The organism is Azotosporobacter soli (assembly GCF_030542965.1).
Lineage (GTDB): Bacteria > Bacillota > Negativicutes > SG130 > SG130 > Azotosporobacter > Azotosporobacter soli.
Genome location: NZ_JAUAOA010000027.1, coordinates 1 through 15,885 on the forward strand (window position 1 = coordinate 1; position 15,885 = coordinate 15,885).

The 15,885-nt window shown below is 50.6% G+C and carries 15 protein-coding genes; 12 read left to right on the forward strand and 3 right to left on the reverse strand.

Features of this window, described 5'->3' with window-relative positions:
* Positions 1 to 60 precede the first annotated feature (60 nt).
* Together QTL79_RS16340 and QTL79_RS16345 are read right to left on the reverse strand one after the other, a co-directional pair.
* Positions 61 to 897, reverse strand: coding sequence for an IS3 family transposase (locus tag QTL79_RS16340; RefSeq protein WP_346353979.1), 837 nt, complete (start codon positions 895 to 897; stop codon positions 61 to 63).
* A gap of 17 nt (positions 898 to 914) precedes the next feature.
* Positions 915 to 1,229 (reverse strand): hypothetical protein, encoded by a 315-nt coding sequence (locus tag QTL79_RS16345; protein WP_346353978.1) that lies wholly within the window; start codon positions 1,227 to 1,229, stop codon positions 915 to 917.
* A gap of 196 nt (positions 1,230 to 1,425) precedes the next feature.
* Here QTL79_RS16345 and QTL79_RS16350 point away from each other — a divergent pair, with 196 nt between their 5' ends.
* The 9 genes from QTL79_RS16350 to QTL79_RS16390 all read left to right on the forward strand — a co-directional run bounded on the left by QTL79_RS16350 (position 1,426) and on the right by QTL79_RS16390 (position 11,700).
* Entirely contained in the window at positions 1,426 to 2,532 is a 1,107-nt protein-coding gene (locus tag QTL79_RS16350; RefSeq protein WP_346356029.1) for an iron-containing alcohol dehydrogenase family protein, read from the forward strand.
* Position 2,533: 1 nt separating this feature from the next.
* Positions 2,534 to 2,893, forward strand: a complete 360-nt coding sequence (locus QTL79_RS16355; protein ID WP_346356030.1) for an arsenate reductase family protein — start codon at positions 2,534 to 2,536, stop codon at positions 2,891 to 2,893.
* 366 nt (positions 2,894 to 3,259) lie between these two features.
* Complete coding sequence (locus QTL79_RS16360; protein ID WP_346356031.1) at positions 3,260 to 3,601, forward strand: zinc ribbon domain-containing protein YjdM; 342 nt, start codon at positions 3,260 to 3,262, stop codon at positions 3,599 to 3,601.
* Positions 3,602 to 3,908: 307 nt separating this feature from the next.
* Positions 3,909 to 5,333, forward strand: a complete 1,425-nt coding sequence (locus QTL79_RS16365) for an aldehyde dehydrogenase family protein (RefSeq protein ID WP_346356032.1) — start codon at positions 3,909 to 3,911, stop codon at positions 5,331 to 5,333.
* Between the two features lie 37 nt (positions 5,334 to 5,370).
* Positions 5,371 to 6,609, forward strand: a complete 1,239-nt coding sequence (locus QTL79_RS16370; protein WP_346356033.1) for a PucR family transcriptional regulator — start codon at positions 5,371 to 5,373, stop codon at positions 6,607 to 6,609.
* 191 nt (positions 6,610 to 6,800) lie between these two features.
* Positions 6,801 to 8,120: a 4-aminobutyrate--2-oxoglutarate transaminase gene (gene gabT, locus QTL79_RS16375; protein ID WP_346356034.1), complete on the forward strand. Its 1,320-nt coding sequence runs from the start codon at positions 6,801 to 6,803 to the stop codon at positions 8,118 to 8,120.
* Positions 8,121 to 8,207: 87 nt separating this feature from the next.
* On the forward strand, positions 8,208 to 9,617 hold the full coding sequence (locus QTL79_RS16380; protein WP_346356035.1) for an amino acid permease: 1,410 nt from the start codon (positions 8,208 to 8,210) through the stop codon (positions 9,615 to 9,617).
* A 182-nt stretch (positions 9,618 to 9,799) separates the two neighbouring features.
* Complete coding sequence (locus QTL79_RS16385) at positions 9,800 to 11,107, forward strand: TolC family protein (protein ID WP_346356036.1); 1,308 nt, start codon at positions 9,800 to 9,802, stop codon at positions 11,105 to 11,107.
* A 29-nt stretch (positions 11,108 to 11,136) separates the two neighbouring features.
* Positions 11,137 to 11,700 carry an NUDIX hydrolase gene (locus QTL79_RS16390; RefSeq protein ID WP_346356037.1) on the forward strand — a complete coding sequence of 188 codons (564 nt, stop codon included), beginning with the start codon at positions 11,137 to 11,139 and terminating at the stop codon, positions 11,698 to 11,700.
* Between the two features lie 42 nt (positions 11,701 to 11,742).
* Here the strand turns inward: QTL79_RS16390 and QTL79_RS16395 are convergent, their stop codons facing one another.
* On the reverse strand, positions 11,743 to 13,734 hold the full coding sequence (locus QTL79_RS16395) for a fructose-1,6-bisphosphatase (RefSeq protein WP_346356038.1): 1,992 nt from the start codon (positions 13,732 to 13,734) through the stop codon (positions 11,743 to 11,745).
* A 247-nt stretch (positions 13,735 to 13,981) separates the two neighbouring features.
* On the opposite strand from QTL79_RS16395, the gene QTL79_RS16400 reads away from it, so the two are divergent.
* The 3 genes from QTL79_RS16400 to QTL79_RS16410 are packed head-to-tail and all read left to right on the forward strand — an operon-like array spanning position 13,982 to position 15,872.
* Positions 13,982 to 14,845 (forward strand): DUF6612 family protein, encoded by an 864-nt coding sequence (locus QTL79_RS16400; protein WP_346356039.1) that lies wholly within the window; start codon positions 13,982 to 13,984, stop codon positions 14,843 to 14,845.
* 19 nt (positions 14,846 to 14,864) lie between these two features.
* Positions 14,865 to 15,446 (forward strand): pentapeptide repeat-containing protein, encoded by a 582-nt coding sequence (locus QTL79_RS16405; RefSeq protein WP_346356040.1) that lies wholly within the window; start codon positions 14,865 to 14,867, stop codon positions 15,444 to 15,446.
* Positions 15,447 to 15,467: 21 nt separating this feature from the next.
* Positions 15,468 to 15,872 (forward strand): hypothetical protein, encoded by a 405-nt coding sequence (locus QTL79_RS16410; RefSeq protein ID WP_346356041.1) that lies wholly within the window; start codon positions 15,468 to 15,470, stop codon positions 15,870 to 15,872.
* Positions 15,873 to 15,885 lie beyond the last annotated feature (13 nt).

Below are 15,885 nucleotides of genomic sequence, written 5' to 3' on the forward strand. Positions count from 1 at the left end.
TGAACTGAACCAGAAACAACGTACATAAAATAAAACGCCCAGAAGTAGAATAGCTTTAAATTACGCAAACTGGCATCGTTTTTCATACGGTGTCAGTTTTGTTTTTAGTTGAATGCGTTCAAAATTATAAAAATAGATATACTCATCGATAACCTCGTTAGCCTCTGCAAATGTTTTGAGATGTATTCTCGAAATGCATTCTGCTTTCAAAATACTAAAAAAGTTTTCAGCTAATGCGTTATCATAACAATTTCCTCGCCTTGACATGGACGGTGTAATACCATACTCTTTAGTTAGGTTAAAATACCCCTGTGAAGTGTATTGAAACCCTTGGTCACTATGGAGTTGCAGCTCTGTAGTGACTTTTTCCTTTTTCATGGCAGTTCGAATTGTTTCAAGAACTAAATTTACAGTTTGTTCTGTTCCTGTTTTATAAGCAATAATACTGCGATCAAACGCATCGCGTATCATTGATAAATACAGGATTCCTTGGAGTGTATGGATGTATGAAATGTCGGTAACCCATTTCTGATTCGGCGCAGTTGCTTCAAAATCACGATTGAGTAGATTTTCATATTTATGAAGTTGTTGCTGCATTCTCTTGTATTTTTTACGTCGGCGAATTTGAGATAATAAATTATATTTGCTCATTAAGCGAAGAACGGTTTTCGGATCAATAAATATATTTCTATTCTGTTGAAGCCACAAATGAACCCTTCGATATCCATACGTTCTTTTTGATATTTCTTGGCATACCGCAATTTCTGCTACGATTCGTTCATTGCGATTCGGTTGATTCATGCGATGAACAAAATCATAGTACCCACTGCGTGATACATCAAAAAAGTCACACATTGCAGAGATAGAATAGCTGTCTTGGTTTTTATAAATTGCCATGTATTTTACAGATGGCCTCACTTCCTTCCAACGATTTGAAGAAAAGAACGTAATAGTTCGTTTTCCATCTTTAAACGCTTGATTTCATTATCTCTTTTATCCTGTATGGTAACATAGCTTTTAGGCGGTCTGCCTTTTTTCCGTGGAATAATTCCAGATTCAATCATCTTTTGTTTTCGGTTGTGTCTTCGGATTAGTTCTTTGATTACGTATTTATCCTTAAATCCATAGAACTCGCTAATTTCACGATTCGTTTTGCCTTCTTCTTTCATTTTTAGAACGTCGAGAATAATGTGTTCTCCAAAATGTTTTATTCCTCTTTGCCCTGACATATGAACACCCCCAGTCATAGATTAATTATCTACAACTGGGGGTGTTTTGTCATTGTCCGTTTTTATTGGTTCAGTTCAAAGCAGCGAAGGCAATCTTTTTTTATTTGTACAAGAAAAAATAAAATACAGACAGGATTCAAAAATACGGCGGCGTATTATGTAAGAATACAAGTTGGCTTACGAGGAGGAAAATAAGATGAACTTTGATTTTTACATGCCGACTAAAATTCATTTCGGCAGTGAATGCGTATTGCAGCAAGGGGATGAATTTTCGCGCTGGGGCGCGAAAGCTTTGCTTGTGACCGGTCGCCATTCGGCGAAAGCGAGCGGTGCGCTCGATGATGTCGTCAAAGTGCTGACGCAAAAAGAGATGCAGTGGAAAATTTTTGACAAGATTGAAGAAAATCCGACGGTCGAATCGGTGGCCGAGGGCGGCGCGTTCGCCAGAGAGTGGCAACCGGATGTAGTCGTTGCAATCGGCGGCGGGTCGCCGCTTGATGCGGCGAAGGCGATTGCGACGCTTGCGGTCAATGTCGTCGCGGCGCTGGAACTGTTTAATGGCAAACTGAAAAACGAAGCGCTGCCGATCATTGCGATTCCGCTTACGGCAGGAACCGGCAGCGAAGTGACGCCGTATTCGGTCTTGACGGATGCGAGCCAAGAGACGAAGCGGAGTTTTAGCGGCGACGGCATTTTCCCTAAAGTAGCCTTTCTTGACGCCCGCTATAGCCAAAGTCAGTCGCGTGACGTAACGGTAAACACGGTGATCGATGCGCTGTCGCACTCGGTCGAAGGTTACCTGTCAAACCGGGCCACCGCGATTAGCGACAGTCTGGCACTGGCAGCGATCCGGCACTTTGCCGCTGCGAAGCAGGCGTTAAAAACCGACACTTTCAGCCTGGCGGATCGTGAATCGTTGTTGTACGCCTCGATGCTCGGCGGCATGGTGATTGCACAGACCGGTACGACCGCGGTGCATGCGATGGGCTATTCGCTGACCTATTTCCATCAGGTACCACACGGCCGGGCCAACGGCCTGCTGCTCGGCGAATACCTGCGTTTCAACGAACCGGCCGTGCCGGAAAAAATCGCCAACGTGCTGCAGGCCGCCGGTGTTGCCAATGTCGACGAGTTCAAGGCGCTGATGAGCGAATTGCTGCGCAACGATGAAACGTATACGGCGGAAGAGATGAAAGCGTTTGCGGCGCAAGCCGGCAAGGCGAAAAATATCGCCAACACGCCGCGCCAGCCAAACGTGTCCGAGCTGGAACAAATCTTTACCGCTTCGCTGCAGGTGAAATAAGATGGCAGACAAGGCATTGTTTCTTTGGTATCCGAAATGCACGACCTGTCAAAAGACAAAAAGCTGGCTCGACGAACATGCCGTCCTCTATGAAGCGCGCGACATCAAAGAGCAGCCGCCGAGCGCGGCCGAACTGAAGACCTGGCACGAGCGAAGCGGTTTGCCGCTGCGCAAATTCTTCAACACCAGCGGTCTGGTCTATAAAGCGCGCGGCTTGAAAGACAAACTGGCGACGTTATCGGACGCGCAGCAGATCGAACTGTTGGCAAGCGACGGCATGCTGGTCAAACGTCCGCTGTTGGTTACGGCCAAAGCGGTTTTGGTCGGTTTTAAGGAAGCGGAATGGGCTGCGAAAGTGTAAGGCGCATCTCGTTGCAGCAGGAAGAATGTGAACAAAAACGCGAGTTTCCGACTTGCGTCAGACTGTCGACAAAACGAAATCAAGCGGGACGGTTTTTACACGAAGAATTGAAGAAGGGAAGGCCGGAAGGATTTTTAAATTTTTCTTCCTCTCCTCCCGCCGGGCCGATGCGATCGGCCCACTTCGATTCTTCGTGTTATCCCGTTCTGTTTTTCAAGGGTCTACACTCTGACGCGAGTTTCCGACTCGCGTTTTTGTTTGCAAATGAAAAACGGCTAGGCAAACCTATTGCGCGAGGCATTTGTCAAGTCGAGTAAACTATGGTACTATATTGAAATTGAGTACAAAGAATGGAGCATGTGAAAGATGTCTGATTTGCCTAATTGTCCCAAATGTAATTCCGAATATACCTATGAAGACGGCGTTCAGCTGGTTTGCCCGGAATGCGCGCACGAGTGGACTGCCGGAGCGGCGGATGATTCCGGCGATGCCGGATTGGTCGTTAAGGATGCTAACGGTAATCTCTTAACTGACGGCGATTCGGTCGCGATCATCAAGGATTTGAAAGTCAAAGGCAGCTCGTCGGCGCTGAAGATCGGCACGAAAGTGAAGAACATTCGTCTGGTGGAAGGCGATCATAATATTGATTGCAACATTGACGGTTTCGGCGCGATGAAGTTGAAATCGGAATTCGTCAAAAAAATATGATCCTGTGAAAAGGCCCTGTTTTTGCAGACGCAGAAGCAGGGTCTATTTTTATGCGCGCTAATGTCTTGTGAACAATGCACGAAATAAAGGAGTGGATTTGTGAATGGTTCACAATGCAATTCTATTGACCTGCCGAGAGAAGTCTGTTACGCTAGAAAAAACAAAATGTTTGCCGGTGCAGACGAATTAGTCAACGAAGACTGGAAAATAATGCGCAAGCAATGCGCATTGTAACCGGTCTGTTTTTTTTTTTGACGCAGGCGGCGGTAGGTTAAAGGAAATGGATGAAAAGCAGGAGGAGTTTTAGATGAAGACGCATGGCTTATTTATTGCTGGCAAGTGGCAGGTAACGGAGAAAAAGATCGCGGTGCGCGATAAGGCGAGCGGCGAAGAATGCGCGTATATCTCGGCGGCAGGGCCGGAGGAAGTGAAGCTTGCGGTTGATGCGGCGGAAAAGGCGTTTAAAACAATCAAACTGGAGCCGTACCGGCGTTATGAAATTTTGCTGGAGGCGAGCCGCCTTTTGATGCAGCAGCAGGAAAAAATGGCCAACTTGATTTGCACCGAGGTGGGCAAGCCGTTTGGCGAAGCGATGGCGGAAGTCGCGCGAGCCGAACAGACCTTGATTCTGTCGGCGGAGGAAGCAAAACGGATGACCGGCGACATGGTGCCGCTTGCGGGCGCTCCCGGCTGCGGACAGCGCTGGGCGTTTACGCTGCGCGTGCCGGTGGGTATTGTTTGCGCAATCACGCCGTTTAATTTCCCGCTCAATCTGGCCTGTCACAAGATTGGTCCGGCGTTGGCTGCGGGCAATACGGTGCTCTATAAACCGGCGACCGTCACGCCGCTTTCGGCGGTACTCTTGTGCGAAATTTTTGCTGCCGCCGGATTACCGGACGGCTGTTTGAATTTAGTAACCGGTTCCGGCGCGGAACTTGGCGAGTTGTTGACGCAAGAGCCGCGCATCGGATTTTACAGTTTCACCGGCAGTCCGGAAGTCGGCAAGACCTTGCTGAAGAATGCGGGCTTCCGGCGCGTCGCGCTTGAACTGGGCTCTAATTCGGCCAACATTGTGCATGACGATGCGGCAGATGTGAGTGCGACCGCGGAACTTTGCGCGAAACAGGCCTTCGTCAATGCAGGGCAGGTCTGCATTTCGTGCCAGCGTGTTTATGTGCAAAAAAACGTAATGGAGGAATTTTGCGCCAGTGCGGTCAAGTATGCGAAAAGCCTTGTCGTCGGCGATCCGCATGAACCGCAAACCGGCATCGGGCCAATGATCAGCGAGTCGGAGGCCAAGCGGATTGAAGCTTGGATCAACGAGGCAGTTGCGCAGGGCGCGACGCTTTTGAGCGGCGGAAAACGGCGCGGCGTTTGGTTTGAACCGACGGTCTTAACGGATGTGACGCCGGAGATGAAAGTGGTTTGCCAGGAAACGTTCGCACCGGTGGTTTGCATCGTGCCTTACGATACGATTGAAGAAGCGATCCGTCAGGTCAATGCTTCGGTCTATGGTCTGCAAGCAGGCGTGTTTACCCAATCGCTGGAATTGGCCAGGCGCTGTGCGCTGGAAATTGAGACCGGCGGCGTGATCATCAACGACGGGGCGACCTTCCGGACGGACAATATGCCGTACGGCGGCGTCAAGGAAAGCGGCATCGGTCGTGAGGGCCCGCAATACGCGGTTAAGGAAATGACGGAAGAAAAGTTGGTCGTGTTCAATTTTAAATAGCAAGTTGCGGCGTTGCGGTAAAAGGAGGGAATCGGATATGATCAGTTGCCGGGAAATTGTACATCTGCCGTCCTTGAACAAGCTTCGTCTGGTGGCTGGCGAAGCGGGCTTGGATCGTGTCGTGCGCTGGGTTCATTTTATTGATCTGCCGGATGTGATTCCCTGGGTGCAGGGCGGTGAACTGTTGATTATCACCGGTATCGGTCTGCAGGGCGACGCGGCTAAGCTTAAAGAAGTGGTACGCGGCAGTATCCGAAAAAAATTGGCCGGACTGATCGTGAACGTCGGCCGCTACATCAAGGAAGTGCCGCCGGACGTTGTCGCGCTGGCCGATAAAGCCGGATTTCCGATTTTTGAACTGCCTTGGGAAGTGAAACTTATCGATGTGACGCAGGAAATCTGCAGTCATATTATTATGAAGCAGACGGAGGAACGCTCACTCAATGATTTCCTGGAGCAATTGCTTTTTCGTCCGTTGGCTGACAGCGAAGTGCTGATCGAGCGTGCGGCTTTTTACGGTTACGATTTGGCAAAACCGCATCAGGTGGCGATTATCCGCCCGCATCAATTACGGGAGTTTTTGCAGACGCAGCGCGAAAAAGATGAAAAGGCGCTGGTCGCGCTGAAGGTCCGTTTTGAACGGATTGTGCGTGAGGCGCTGGAGCGGCGGGGGCGGAAAATGATTTCGATGCTCTGGCTTGATGACATGCATTTGCTGATGCCGCATCCGGAAAAGGATACGCAATCGCGCCAAAATGTCGCGTTGCTTGCGGAAATTATCGAGCGTCTCGCGTCGGAAATCCCAGGCTTGTTTGTGTCGGCTGCGCTCGGCGGTACGTTTGAATGTTTGCAGGAGGCCAGAAACAGTTATCTGCAGGCGAATAAAGCGTTGCGTTTTAGCGAACGGAAAAAGGTTTCGCCGCCGATCTACTTGTATGAGCAGTTGGGTATTTATAAATTGCTCTTTGAAGTGGAAGCGGATAAATTGGCCGCCTATCATCAAGAGGTGATCGAACCGCTCAATGAATATGATAAAAAACATCATATGGCGATGGCGGAATGTCTGACGGTGTACTTTGAAGAAAATTGCAATGCGGCCAAGACAGCGAAACGTTTGTTCTTGCACCGTAATACGCTCGATTATCGTTTAAAGAAAATAGAAGAAATTACCGAGCGGAGTCTAAATGATCCGTATGACAGATTAACGTTGCAATTAGGGACGTTGATTGCAAGACAATTGGAGGGCGATGCGATTTCGCCGCAAGTTTCCGACTGACGGGATTATCTCACAAAAAGCGAGCGGTTTTTTTGTGAGGAACTCACCTAGACGTGTAAAGTTGTAAATGATAGTATGGGGTCAAGGAAAAAATCAAATGATGAATTTAGCAATGGCGCTGATGCATATCAAAAAGATATGTCTCAGCGCGTTTATTTTTGCCCGATTTATCATGACGGGAGGAAATTAGCATGACAAAGGAACTGAGCAAGACGGAAGAGCTGATGCAACGAAAAAATAATGCGGTTGCCGCCCCAATATCCAATACAACGGGGATTTTTGTCGAGCGGGCAAGCGGAGCGGTGATTACGGATGTTGAAGGGCGAGAATTTCTCGACTTTTACGCAGGCGTCGGCGTGTTGAATGTCGGACACTGTCCGGAGTCGGTTGTGAAGGCGGTGCAAAAACAGGCAGGCGAACTGCTGCATTCTTTCTTTGCAATCGGCATGTACGAATCCTATGTCGCACTGGCGGAAAAGATGAATGCGCTGCTGCCGGGCAGTGGACCCAATAAGACGATGTTTGCCAACAGCGGTGCAGAGGCGGTTGAGAATGCGGTGAAGATCGCACGACAGGCGATGAAGCGACCGGGCATTATTTCTTTTGAAGGCGGCTTTCATGGCCGGACGCTGATGGCAATGAGTCTGACCAGTAAGGTGAAACCGTACAAGCATGGTTGTGGGCCGATGGCGCCGGAGGTGTACAAGGTGCCCAGCGCTTATTGCTACCGTTGTCATTATCGTTCCGAATATCCCGGCTGCGGCATGCACTGTCTGGAAAACTTTGAACGCTTCTTTATTTCTGAAGTGGATGCCGAGCAAATTGCAGCGATGATTATTGAACCGGTGCAAGGTGAAGGCGGCTTTATCGTACCGCCACCCGAGTTTTTGCCGGGCGTCAAAGCGATTTGCGAGAAAAAGGGCATTTTGTTTATTGCAGACGAAATTCAAAGCGGTTTCGGGCGCACCGGAAAAATGTTTGCGATTGAAAACTGGGGCGTAGAGCCGGATCTGATGACGACCGCAAAATCGATTGCCGCCGGCGTGCCGCTCAGTGCGGTGACCGGCAAGGCCGAGTACATGGATGCGCCTGGTCCGGGCGTGATCGGCGGGACGTATGGCGGCAATCCGCTGGCCTGCGTCGCGGGTCTTGAAACGATAAAGCTGATCGAAGAGCAGGAGCTATGCAAACGCGGCGCTAAAATCGGCCAGATCACGATGAAGCGGTTGAAAACTCTGCAAGAACGCTGCAAGATCATCGGCGATGTGCGCGGACTCGGTTCAATGATCGGCATCGAGCTGGTAAAAGACCGTCAGACGAAAGAACCGGCGAAAGATCTTACGGCTAAAGTCGTCAAGTATTGTTTGGAAGAAGGTGTAATGCTGATCAGCGCCGGAATCTACGGCAATGTGATCCGCCTCTTGATTCCGCTGGTCGTGACCGACGAACAGCTGGATAAAGGGTTGACGGTGCTGGAAAAAAGTCTGCTGCGGGCGGCAGAGGAAGCATAGAAGAGGTAAGGCGAGCAAAGACGCTTGTCGGCGGCGCGCGTCGTTGATAAGCGTCTTTTTTAGATAAAGAAAAGGAGGGCGAACGATATGGAAGAAAAGTCGCTACATTTAGCAAAAGAAAATCTCAAAAAAGATCTCAAGGACAGACACATTCAATTGATTGCCATCGGCGGCGTCATCGGAGTCGCCTTATTCATGGGCTCGGCTCAGGCCAGCAAAATGGCTGGACCAGCGCTTACGCTGGCGTATGCGATCGGCGGCGTGATTATGTACTTCGTGCTGCGTGCACTGGGCGAGGTAGCGGTGGAACATCCGGTGACATCGTCCTTTGCTGGTTATGCGCGGACGTTCTGTGGGCCGCTGGTTTCCTTTATTACTGGTTGGACATACTGGTATCAGTGGGTCGTGTTGGCGATGTGCGAAATCTCGGCGGTCGGCATGTATATGAAGTACTGGGCGCCGGATATACAGCAATGGATTCCTGCACTGATTTGTCTTGCCTTGATTCTTGCAATTAATCTGGTTTCTGTGAAATACTACGGCGAGTTTGAGTTTTGGTTTGCTTTGATTAAGGTCGTGACAATCGTTGCGATGCTGGTAGTCGGTTTTGCGATGATCTTATTCGGCATCGGCAATGGCGGCGTCGCAATCGGGTTTTCCAACCTTTGGACGCACGGCGGCTTCATGCCGTTTGGCTGGACCGGCGTCGCGATGGCGCTTGTGATGGTCGTCTTCGCGTATTCGGGCGTTGAGTTAATCGGCATCACGGCCGGTGAAGCAAAAAATCCGGAAGCGTCGCTGAAATCGGCGATCGACAAAGTATTCTGGCGGGTACTCGTCTTCTATGTCGGTTCGATGGTGGCGATACTCTCGATCTTCCCATACGACACGTTGCCTAAAGGCGTCAGCCCGTTCGTAATGATTTTCGAGAAAGCTGGCATTCCTTACGCGGCCTCCATCATCAATACGGTTATCATTTCCTCGGCTGCATCCTGTCTGAACAGCGGCATGTACGTATGCGGCCGGATGTTGTACGGTTTGGCGCTCAGAAATGAAGCGCCGGCATTTCTCGGCAAACTGTCGGAGAACCAAGTGCCGGCCAACGGCATCATCGTCTCCAGCATCGTCTGCCTGATCGGCGTGTATCTGAATTATACTTCGCCGGACAGCGTATTCTACTATATGTCGGCTATTACGACGACCGGCTGCATGTGGACCTGGTCGCTGATCATGTATATCCAGTACAAATGGCGCAAAAGCCTGAGTGCAGAGCAGATTGCGCAGCTAAAATATCCGATGCCCTGTTATCCGTATGCGAACTACCTGGTCGGCGCGTTTATGCTGGCGGTGACGCTCGGCATGGGCTACGACCATGACAATCTGGTCGGACTCTATGTCGCACCGGTTTGGTACGGCGGACTCTATATTCTGTATCGTATGTTCAAGATTGGCGCAGCGCAGGCGCGAGCCGACTTGAGCGTTCAAACCGAATGGTAGGCAAGGGATGCTAAGAAAGAGAAGACATGCAGCGTAAAAAAAACGCACAGCATGTCTTCTCTTTTTCGCAAGCTTTCGCGGATTTTCATGTCATTCAGGCAGGAGCTTTCCGGCGTTTACGGGAATAATAAGCAAGAGTGAAAAAGCAAAGTGAAAAAGAAACGAAAGTTGGAGGAAGCAGGATGAAATCATATCGCAGCGTAATGGCTGGCTTGGCCATTACTATTATAACGGTGCTCGCGCTGAATCAACCGGCGCATGCGGAGACGCTGGAACTGTCGCTTGAAGACAGCATCGCACTGACGCTGAAAAATAATCCGAGTATGAAAATTGCCGGAGCGCAAAAAGAAAAAGCGGCCTGGACGGTCAAACAGGCGCAGGCTGCCAAAGGCATCAGCCTAGATTACGCCTATACGCAGCTGCGTACCGACGCGCCGCCGTCCTGGGTTAATCAGACAGTGATGTGGGAGGTTCCCTATTATAATTATTTCAGCAATCAAATCAGCGCGACATTGCCGATTTATACCGGCGGCAAATTGGAAAACACGATCGCACAGGCCAAGAAAGGCAGCCAGGCAGCCGTATTGAATGAAGATGCGATGAAGCAACAGTTGAAACTGACGGCGACGCGTGCATACTTTAATCTGTTGCAGGCGCGCAATCTGCGCGACATTGCCAAGCAATCGGTCGATGATTTTGCGGCGCATTTGAAAAACGTCCAGAATCAATTTGACGCCGGTACGGTGGCTAAGGTTGACGTCTTGCAGACGAAAGTACAATGGGCCAATGCCCAGGACGGTTTGATCAAGGCGCAAAATAGTTATGAAGTGGCGGCGCTCACGCTGAATACGGTGATGGGCATGCCTCTTTACAGCGAAGTCAAAACAAAGGAAAATCTGGCATATCGTCCGTACCTCCTGACGCTCGAAGAATGTGTCGAAACGGCGCTCAGCAAACGCCCGGAAATGGAGCAGGCTGCAGTCATGATTGGCGCAGCGAAAGACCAGATTAAGATCTATCAGAGTGATAAATTGCCGACGGTTGCGCTGACGGCCAGCGCCAAATGGCAGGATATGAAATCGCCGGGCTGGAATTACCAGACAAAAAACATCACGCTTTTGGCGAAGTATAATATTTTTGATTCCGGCCGGACGGAAGCGCAGATCAAAGGCGGCGAAGCCGCGTTGACGGTAGCCGAAGAACAGGCGCAGCAGGTGCGCGATGCGATATCGCTCGAAGCCAGTAGTTCATACTTGACGCTGAAGGAAGCGGAAAAACGGATTGAGACGAGTAAAACGGCAGTTGAACATGCCGAAGTCGATTTTGTGCTTTCACAGGAACGTTACGAAGCCGGCGTCGGTACGAATCTTGATGTGATCGATGCGGAACTGGCGCTGGCGAAAGCGAGAACCAATTATACGCAGGCGCTTTATGATTACAATACCGGCAAGGCGATGGTGGAACGCGCGATGGGCAGCGCGTTAAAATAAACGGCAGGCAATGGACGGAGGAAGCAAAGATGCTTTGGCTCGAGGCGGTGAAAAATTATCGACCCGGCAACGAACAGGAAGAGGCCGATCGGCGAGTGATGCTCGAGTGCGCCAGGCTCTTGCCGGATATTTTGACGCGGCGCTGCGAAATCGCGCATCTCACAGCGTCGGCCTTTGCCGTGAACGCAGAGCGCGACAAGACCTTGATGATTTACCACCGTATTTATGATTCCTGGTCCTGGACCGGCGGTCATGCGGACGGCGAAGAGGACCTGCTGGCGGTAGCGCTCAAGGAACTGGCGGAGGAAACCGGCGTGACGCGCTGCCGACCACTCATTAAAACTCCGTTTGCGCTTGATGTGCTGCCGGTCGCGGCGCATCAAAAAAACGGCAAGTACGTTGCGGCGCATCTGCATCTGTCGCTGACGTATCTGATCGAGGCCGATGCGGAGCAACCGTTGCTGCTTAATGAAAAGGAAACGAAAGATGTGGCCTGGCTGCCGCTTAGCGAAATGGTCGCCGCCAGCAGCGAGCCGCACATGAAAATCGTATATGAAAAACTGGTGCAGCGTTTGGCTGATTATCGGGGCTGAACGAAAAAGAAGACTTCGTCTGCGGACGAAGTCTTCTTTTTCTTATAAGTCAGTCGGCGAAGTGCCTGCGCCGGCGACATGCTCTTTGATGAAACCGTCGCGGTAGGCGGCAAGCAGCGTTTGCAGTTCGGCGATGCGGCGTTCGATCGCCTGGCCGTCGTCGGTGTGCTTGACGCGCATCCGAACCGGATGGCTCTTGATGATTTCGGTTTTGGAGTCGATCGTAATGTCTTCCAAAATCGCTTTTTGAATGGACTCAAACGGTTGATGCGCGGCCAGCAGGAGGCCGTTCGAGTTTGAAATCAGCGTATAACCGGCGATGCCGGTCTGGCGTTGGTATGCTTTCGAGAAGCCGCCGTCGATCGTGATTAGCTTGCCGCTGGCTTTGACCGGTTTTTCGCCTTTTTTTACTTTGACCGGGACGTGACCGTTGATGATGTGTCCGGTGGTCGGCGAAAGGCCGAACTCTTTCAGGATGCGGTTGACCGCCGCTTCCTTGTCGCGGAAGGTGTAATAGGGGTTGCGCTCTTCGAGATGCGTGGCCGGATCTTCGAGGAAATAGCGCTCGAACGTGGTCATTTTTTCTTTGCCGAAGAGCGGCGATTGCGCGCCGGACCAGAGATACCACATCGCATCGAGCCCGTACTGCTTGTGTTCGTCGTTGCCGGTCGAAAAGAACGCCTGACGGGCGAGTCGATCGACGCGGTCGAGGAACGCTTTACCGGAAAATTCTTGACCGTCGACGATGAACGGCCGGAACGTGCCGTCTTCGTTCATGGAGATGCAGGCGTGGTAGAGCAGGTTGCCGTCATGCACCAGATAAATGCTGCCTTTGGAATAAAGGAAGCGGGTATGCTGCTGCAGTTTTTTGCTGTTGGTGAAAAAGAGCTGCAGCTTGTCGATCAAGATCGTTTCGTCTTCGGTCAGCGCGTAGGGATCTTTTGGATCGACGGTCGGGAAATAGGTATCGAGCAGCGGATGTTCGACGCCGTCGAGCAGGATCGTTCCCTTTTCGTAGTCGATCTTGTCAAGCAGCAGGCGGTGCTCCATCTGATAATGCGGCCGCCGCCGAATCAGCTGCCCTTCCAGTTTGAATTGGATCACGCTGATCGCTTTGTGCATCTTCGCCATTAACTTGAGTTCATAGTTGGAGAAGTCTTCCTCGGCCAACGTCTTCGGGAAGAAGCGTTCGCCGGGATCCAGTTTGTAATTGTCGAGCGCGAATGCGGCCAGCGGCAGCAAATTGATGCCGTAGGCATTCTCAAGCGTTTCCATGTTCGCGTAACGCAGGCAGACGCGGATGACGTTAGCGATGCAGACCTGGCTACCTGCTGCGGCTCCCATCCAGACGATGTCGTGGTTGCCCCACTGGATATCGACATGGCGATGCTGCATCAGTTCGTCGACGATCAGATGCGCGCCGGCGCCGCGGTCATAAATGTCGCCGATGACATGCAGTTTGGCAATCGCCAGATCCTGAATCAATTCGGCCAAAATGATGATGAACTGTTGTGCGCTGCCGGTCGAAATGATCGTCTCGATATGACTTTGGTAATAGAGCGATTTGTTTTCGAGATTTTCCTGTTCGTAGAGCAGTTCTTCGATGATCGCGCTCGCTTCCGCCGGCAAGAGGCGCAAAACAGTGGAGCGCTGGTATTTTGAGATCAGGACGCGGCACAGTTTGATCAGCCGAACCAGCGTGTTGCGGCACCAGGATTCCGGGCAGGGCTCGGTTTGCAACATCAGCGCCGATTTTTGCGCCGGATAATAAATCAAGGTGGCCAGGCTGCGCTGTTCTTGCTTCGATAAAGTGTCGGCGAACAGTTCTTCAATCTTGCGCCAGGTCGAACCGGCGCCGTTGCGGATCACATGTTGGAACGATTCATGTTCGCCGTGGATATCGGAGAGAAAGTGGTCGGTTCCCTTGGGCAACTGAAGCTGGGCGGAAAGATTGATGATCGCGGTTGAGGCGGCTTGAATCGAAGGGTAATGCCGGGCTAACAGCGATAAATAGCGTAACTGGTCTTCATGCATGTCGTCACAACTCCTGAATTCTATAGTATGGTTTCTTGCTATCGTTTTCATTCGTGCTACGCGAAAGAAGTTCCTGCCGGATTGTGAAAATAGCTAAAAGCTCGTGTGCGGCCGCTAAGCGAATTTGTTTGCGCTTCTTTGTCCGCGCAAAAGTTGCGTAACTATGAAATCGGAAAAACTAGCAGGAAGTTTTTCGCCGCGAAGAGAAGAAACCAAAGTAGAAAAGGAACGGAAAAGGAGCTTTCAAATGAACCGATATAAAAACGTAGTGAGTAAGATGAGCGTCGCGGCGCTGCTATGTTTGTTGCCTGTGCTTTTCGCCGTGCAGACGCCGGTTGCCGCAGAGACTCTGGACGACAAGGCGGTCGTTGCGGAAGCGTATCAGAAGATGCGCGCCTTTAAGAGCTATCACATGACGGTGGATACGGTGATGTCGATGCACGGCGCGGACGTGGAAATCGGATCGAATGTGAAAGGCGAAATCGATCTCATGACAAAGCCGATGCTGGCCAAAACGGAACTGGATGTCGTCACCAACGCCGAAACGGCAGGAGGCAACAAAACGACAAGCAAGAAGATCCTGCAATATGTAGAAGAGACGAACAACGGCATTTTCATGTATACGCAAGCGGACAATCAGTGGAAAAAGCAACTGCTGAAATCGGGCGGCTATGATCCGCTAAAGGAGTATGAGCAATATAGCAAGGGCATCAAGAGCGTGGAGAAAGTAAGCGAAGATGACGACAGGGCTGTCTTTAGCGTAGTTATCAAGGGTAGTTATATGAAAGATGTTCTTTCGCGTCAGCTTCCTTCGCTGGGGCTGGATAAAATAAACCTATCCGCGGAGGCATTGAATAACATAAGCGATGTAGCGTATCAACTGACGCTCGATAAAAAAAGCGGTGCTGTCTCTGCGATCGATATGGATTTGTCTTCGTTTATTGGCGAGTTTGGCAACAGTGTGGCCGAGGCCGTGGATGCTTCGCCGGAAAAGAAACAGGAGTTGCGCGAACTGTTCGGCAGCGTTAGCATGACCGTACATGTCGAATTTTCACGTTTTGATGCGGTAGAAAAGTTTGCCTTGCCGCAAGAACTGAAAGCGCTGCGTTAAAAACGAAAGTGAGCGGTTGATGATGAACAGCAATGAAGAACGCTATGAAAATTTGAAGATCAGCCAATGTAAAACAGCGCAGCGCGAGCTGGCCGGAAAAGAATTTTTTAATTGTGACTTTGAAAATTGTGATTTTACCGCGCAGGATTTTACAGCGGCGACGTTTGAAGACTGTACGTTTCGCGGCTGCAACCTGGCGTTGGCGATTTATCGCGACGCCAGGTTGCGCCGGGTGCGTTTTGAAAAATGCAAACTGCTTGGTATTGCGTTTTGTGACTGCGATTCATTTATTCTCGAAATGTCTTTTAGCGCTTGTGCGATGAAGAACTGCGATTTTTCTAAAATGAATCTCAGACAGACGCGCTTTGAAGACTGTGAAATGACGGAGAATGATTTTATTGCGACCGATCTGTCGGATTGCGTTTTCAGCGGTTGCAGTTTACAGCGCAGCGTGTTTCAAAACTGTGATCTCAGTCGCGCCGATTTTTCTAAGGCGTGTGACTATGAAATCAATCCGGTGCAAAATCGCGTGACCAAGGCCGTCTTCAGCTGGCCGGAGGCAAGCGGTTTGCTGCATGAGTTCGGCGTTGTGATAAAGTGATGCGCGATAAAGGAGAAAAGCATGCTCATTTCTTCCAATATAATTAATCAGGAATTGCTTGAATTTCAGGAAAAATGGGAAGCGCGGCGGGTGGAGACGATCATTTCGCTACTGCGTCTGACGCTGGCGAATAAAGTCGGCGCGCTTGACGGCGTGATGCTCGACCGCTTGATGGTGCAGGGGCATTTTCGCAACAAGGGACTGGGCACCGAAGCACTGGTTGAACTGCTTGCGATCAGCAACAAGTATAATTTCATCACCTTCGTCTATCCATCCGACGGGATCGGCGGCGATCAAAAGCGGATCGAGAAGTTTTATACCTCACATGGCTTCTTATATAACAAAGGCGAGACGCTGCTCTTTGCCAACTATCCAGGCATGTATTATCTGCCGACGCTGCTGCTTAAAATGATGCAGGGAAACTAGACGGACGAAGGAG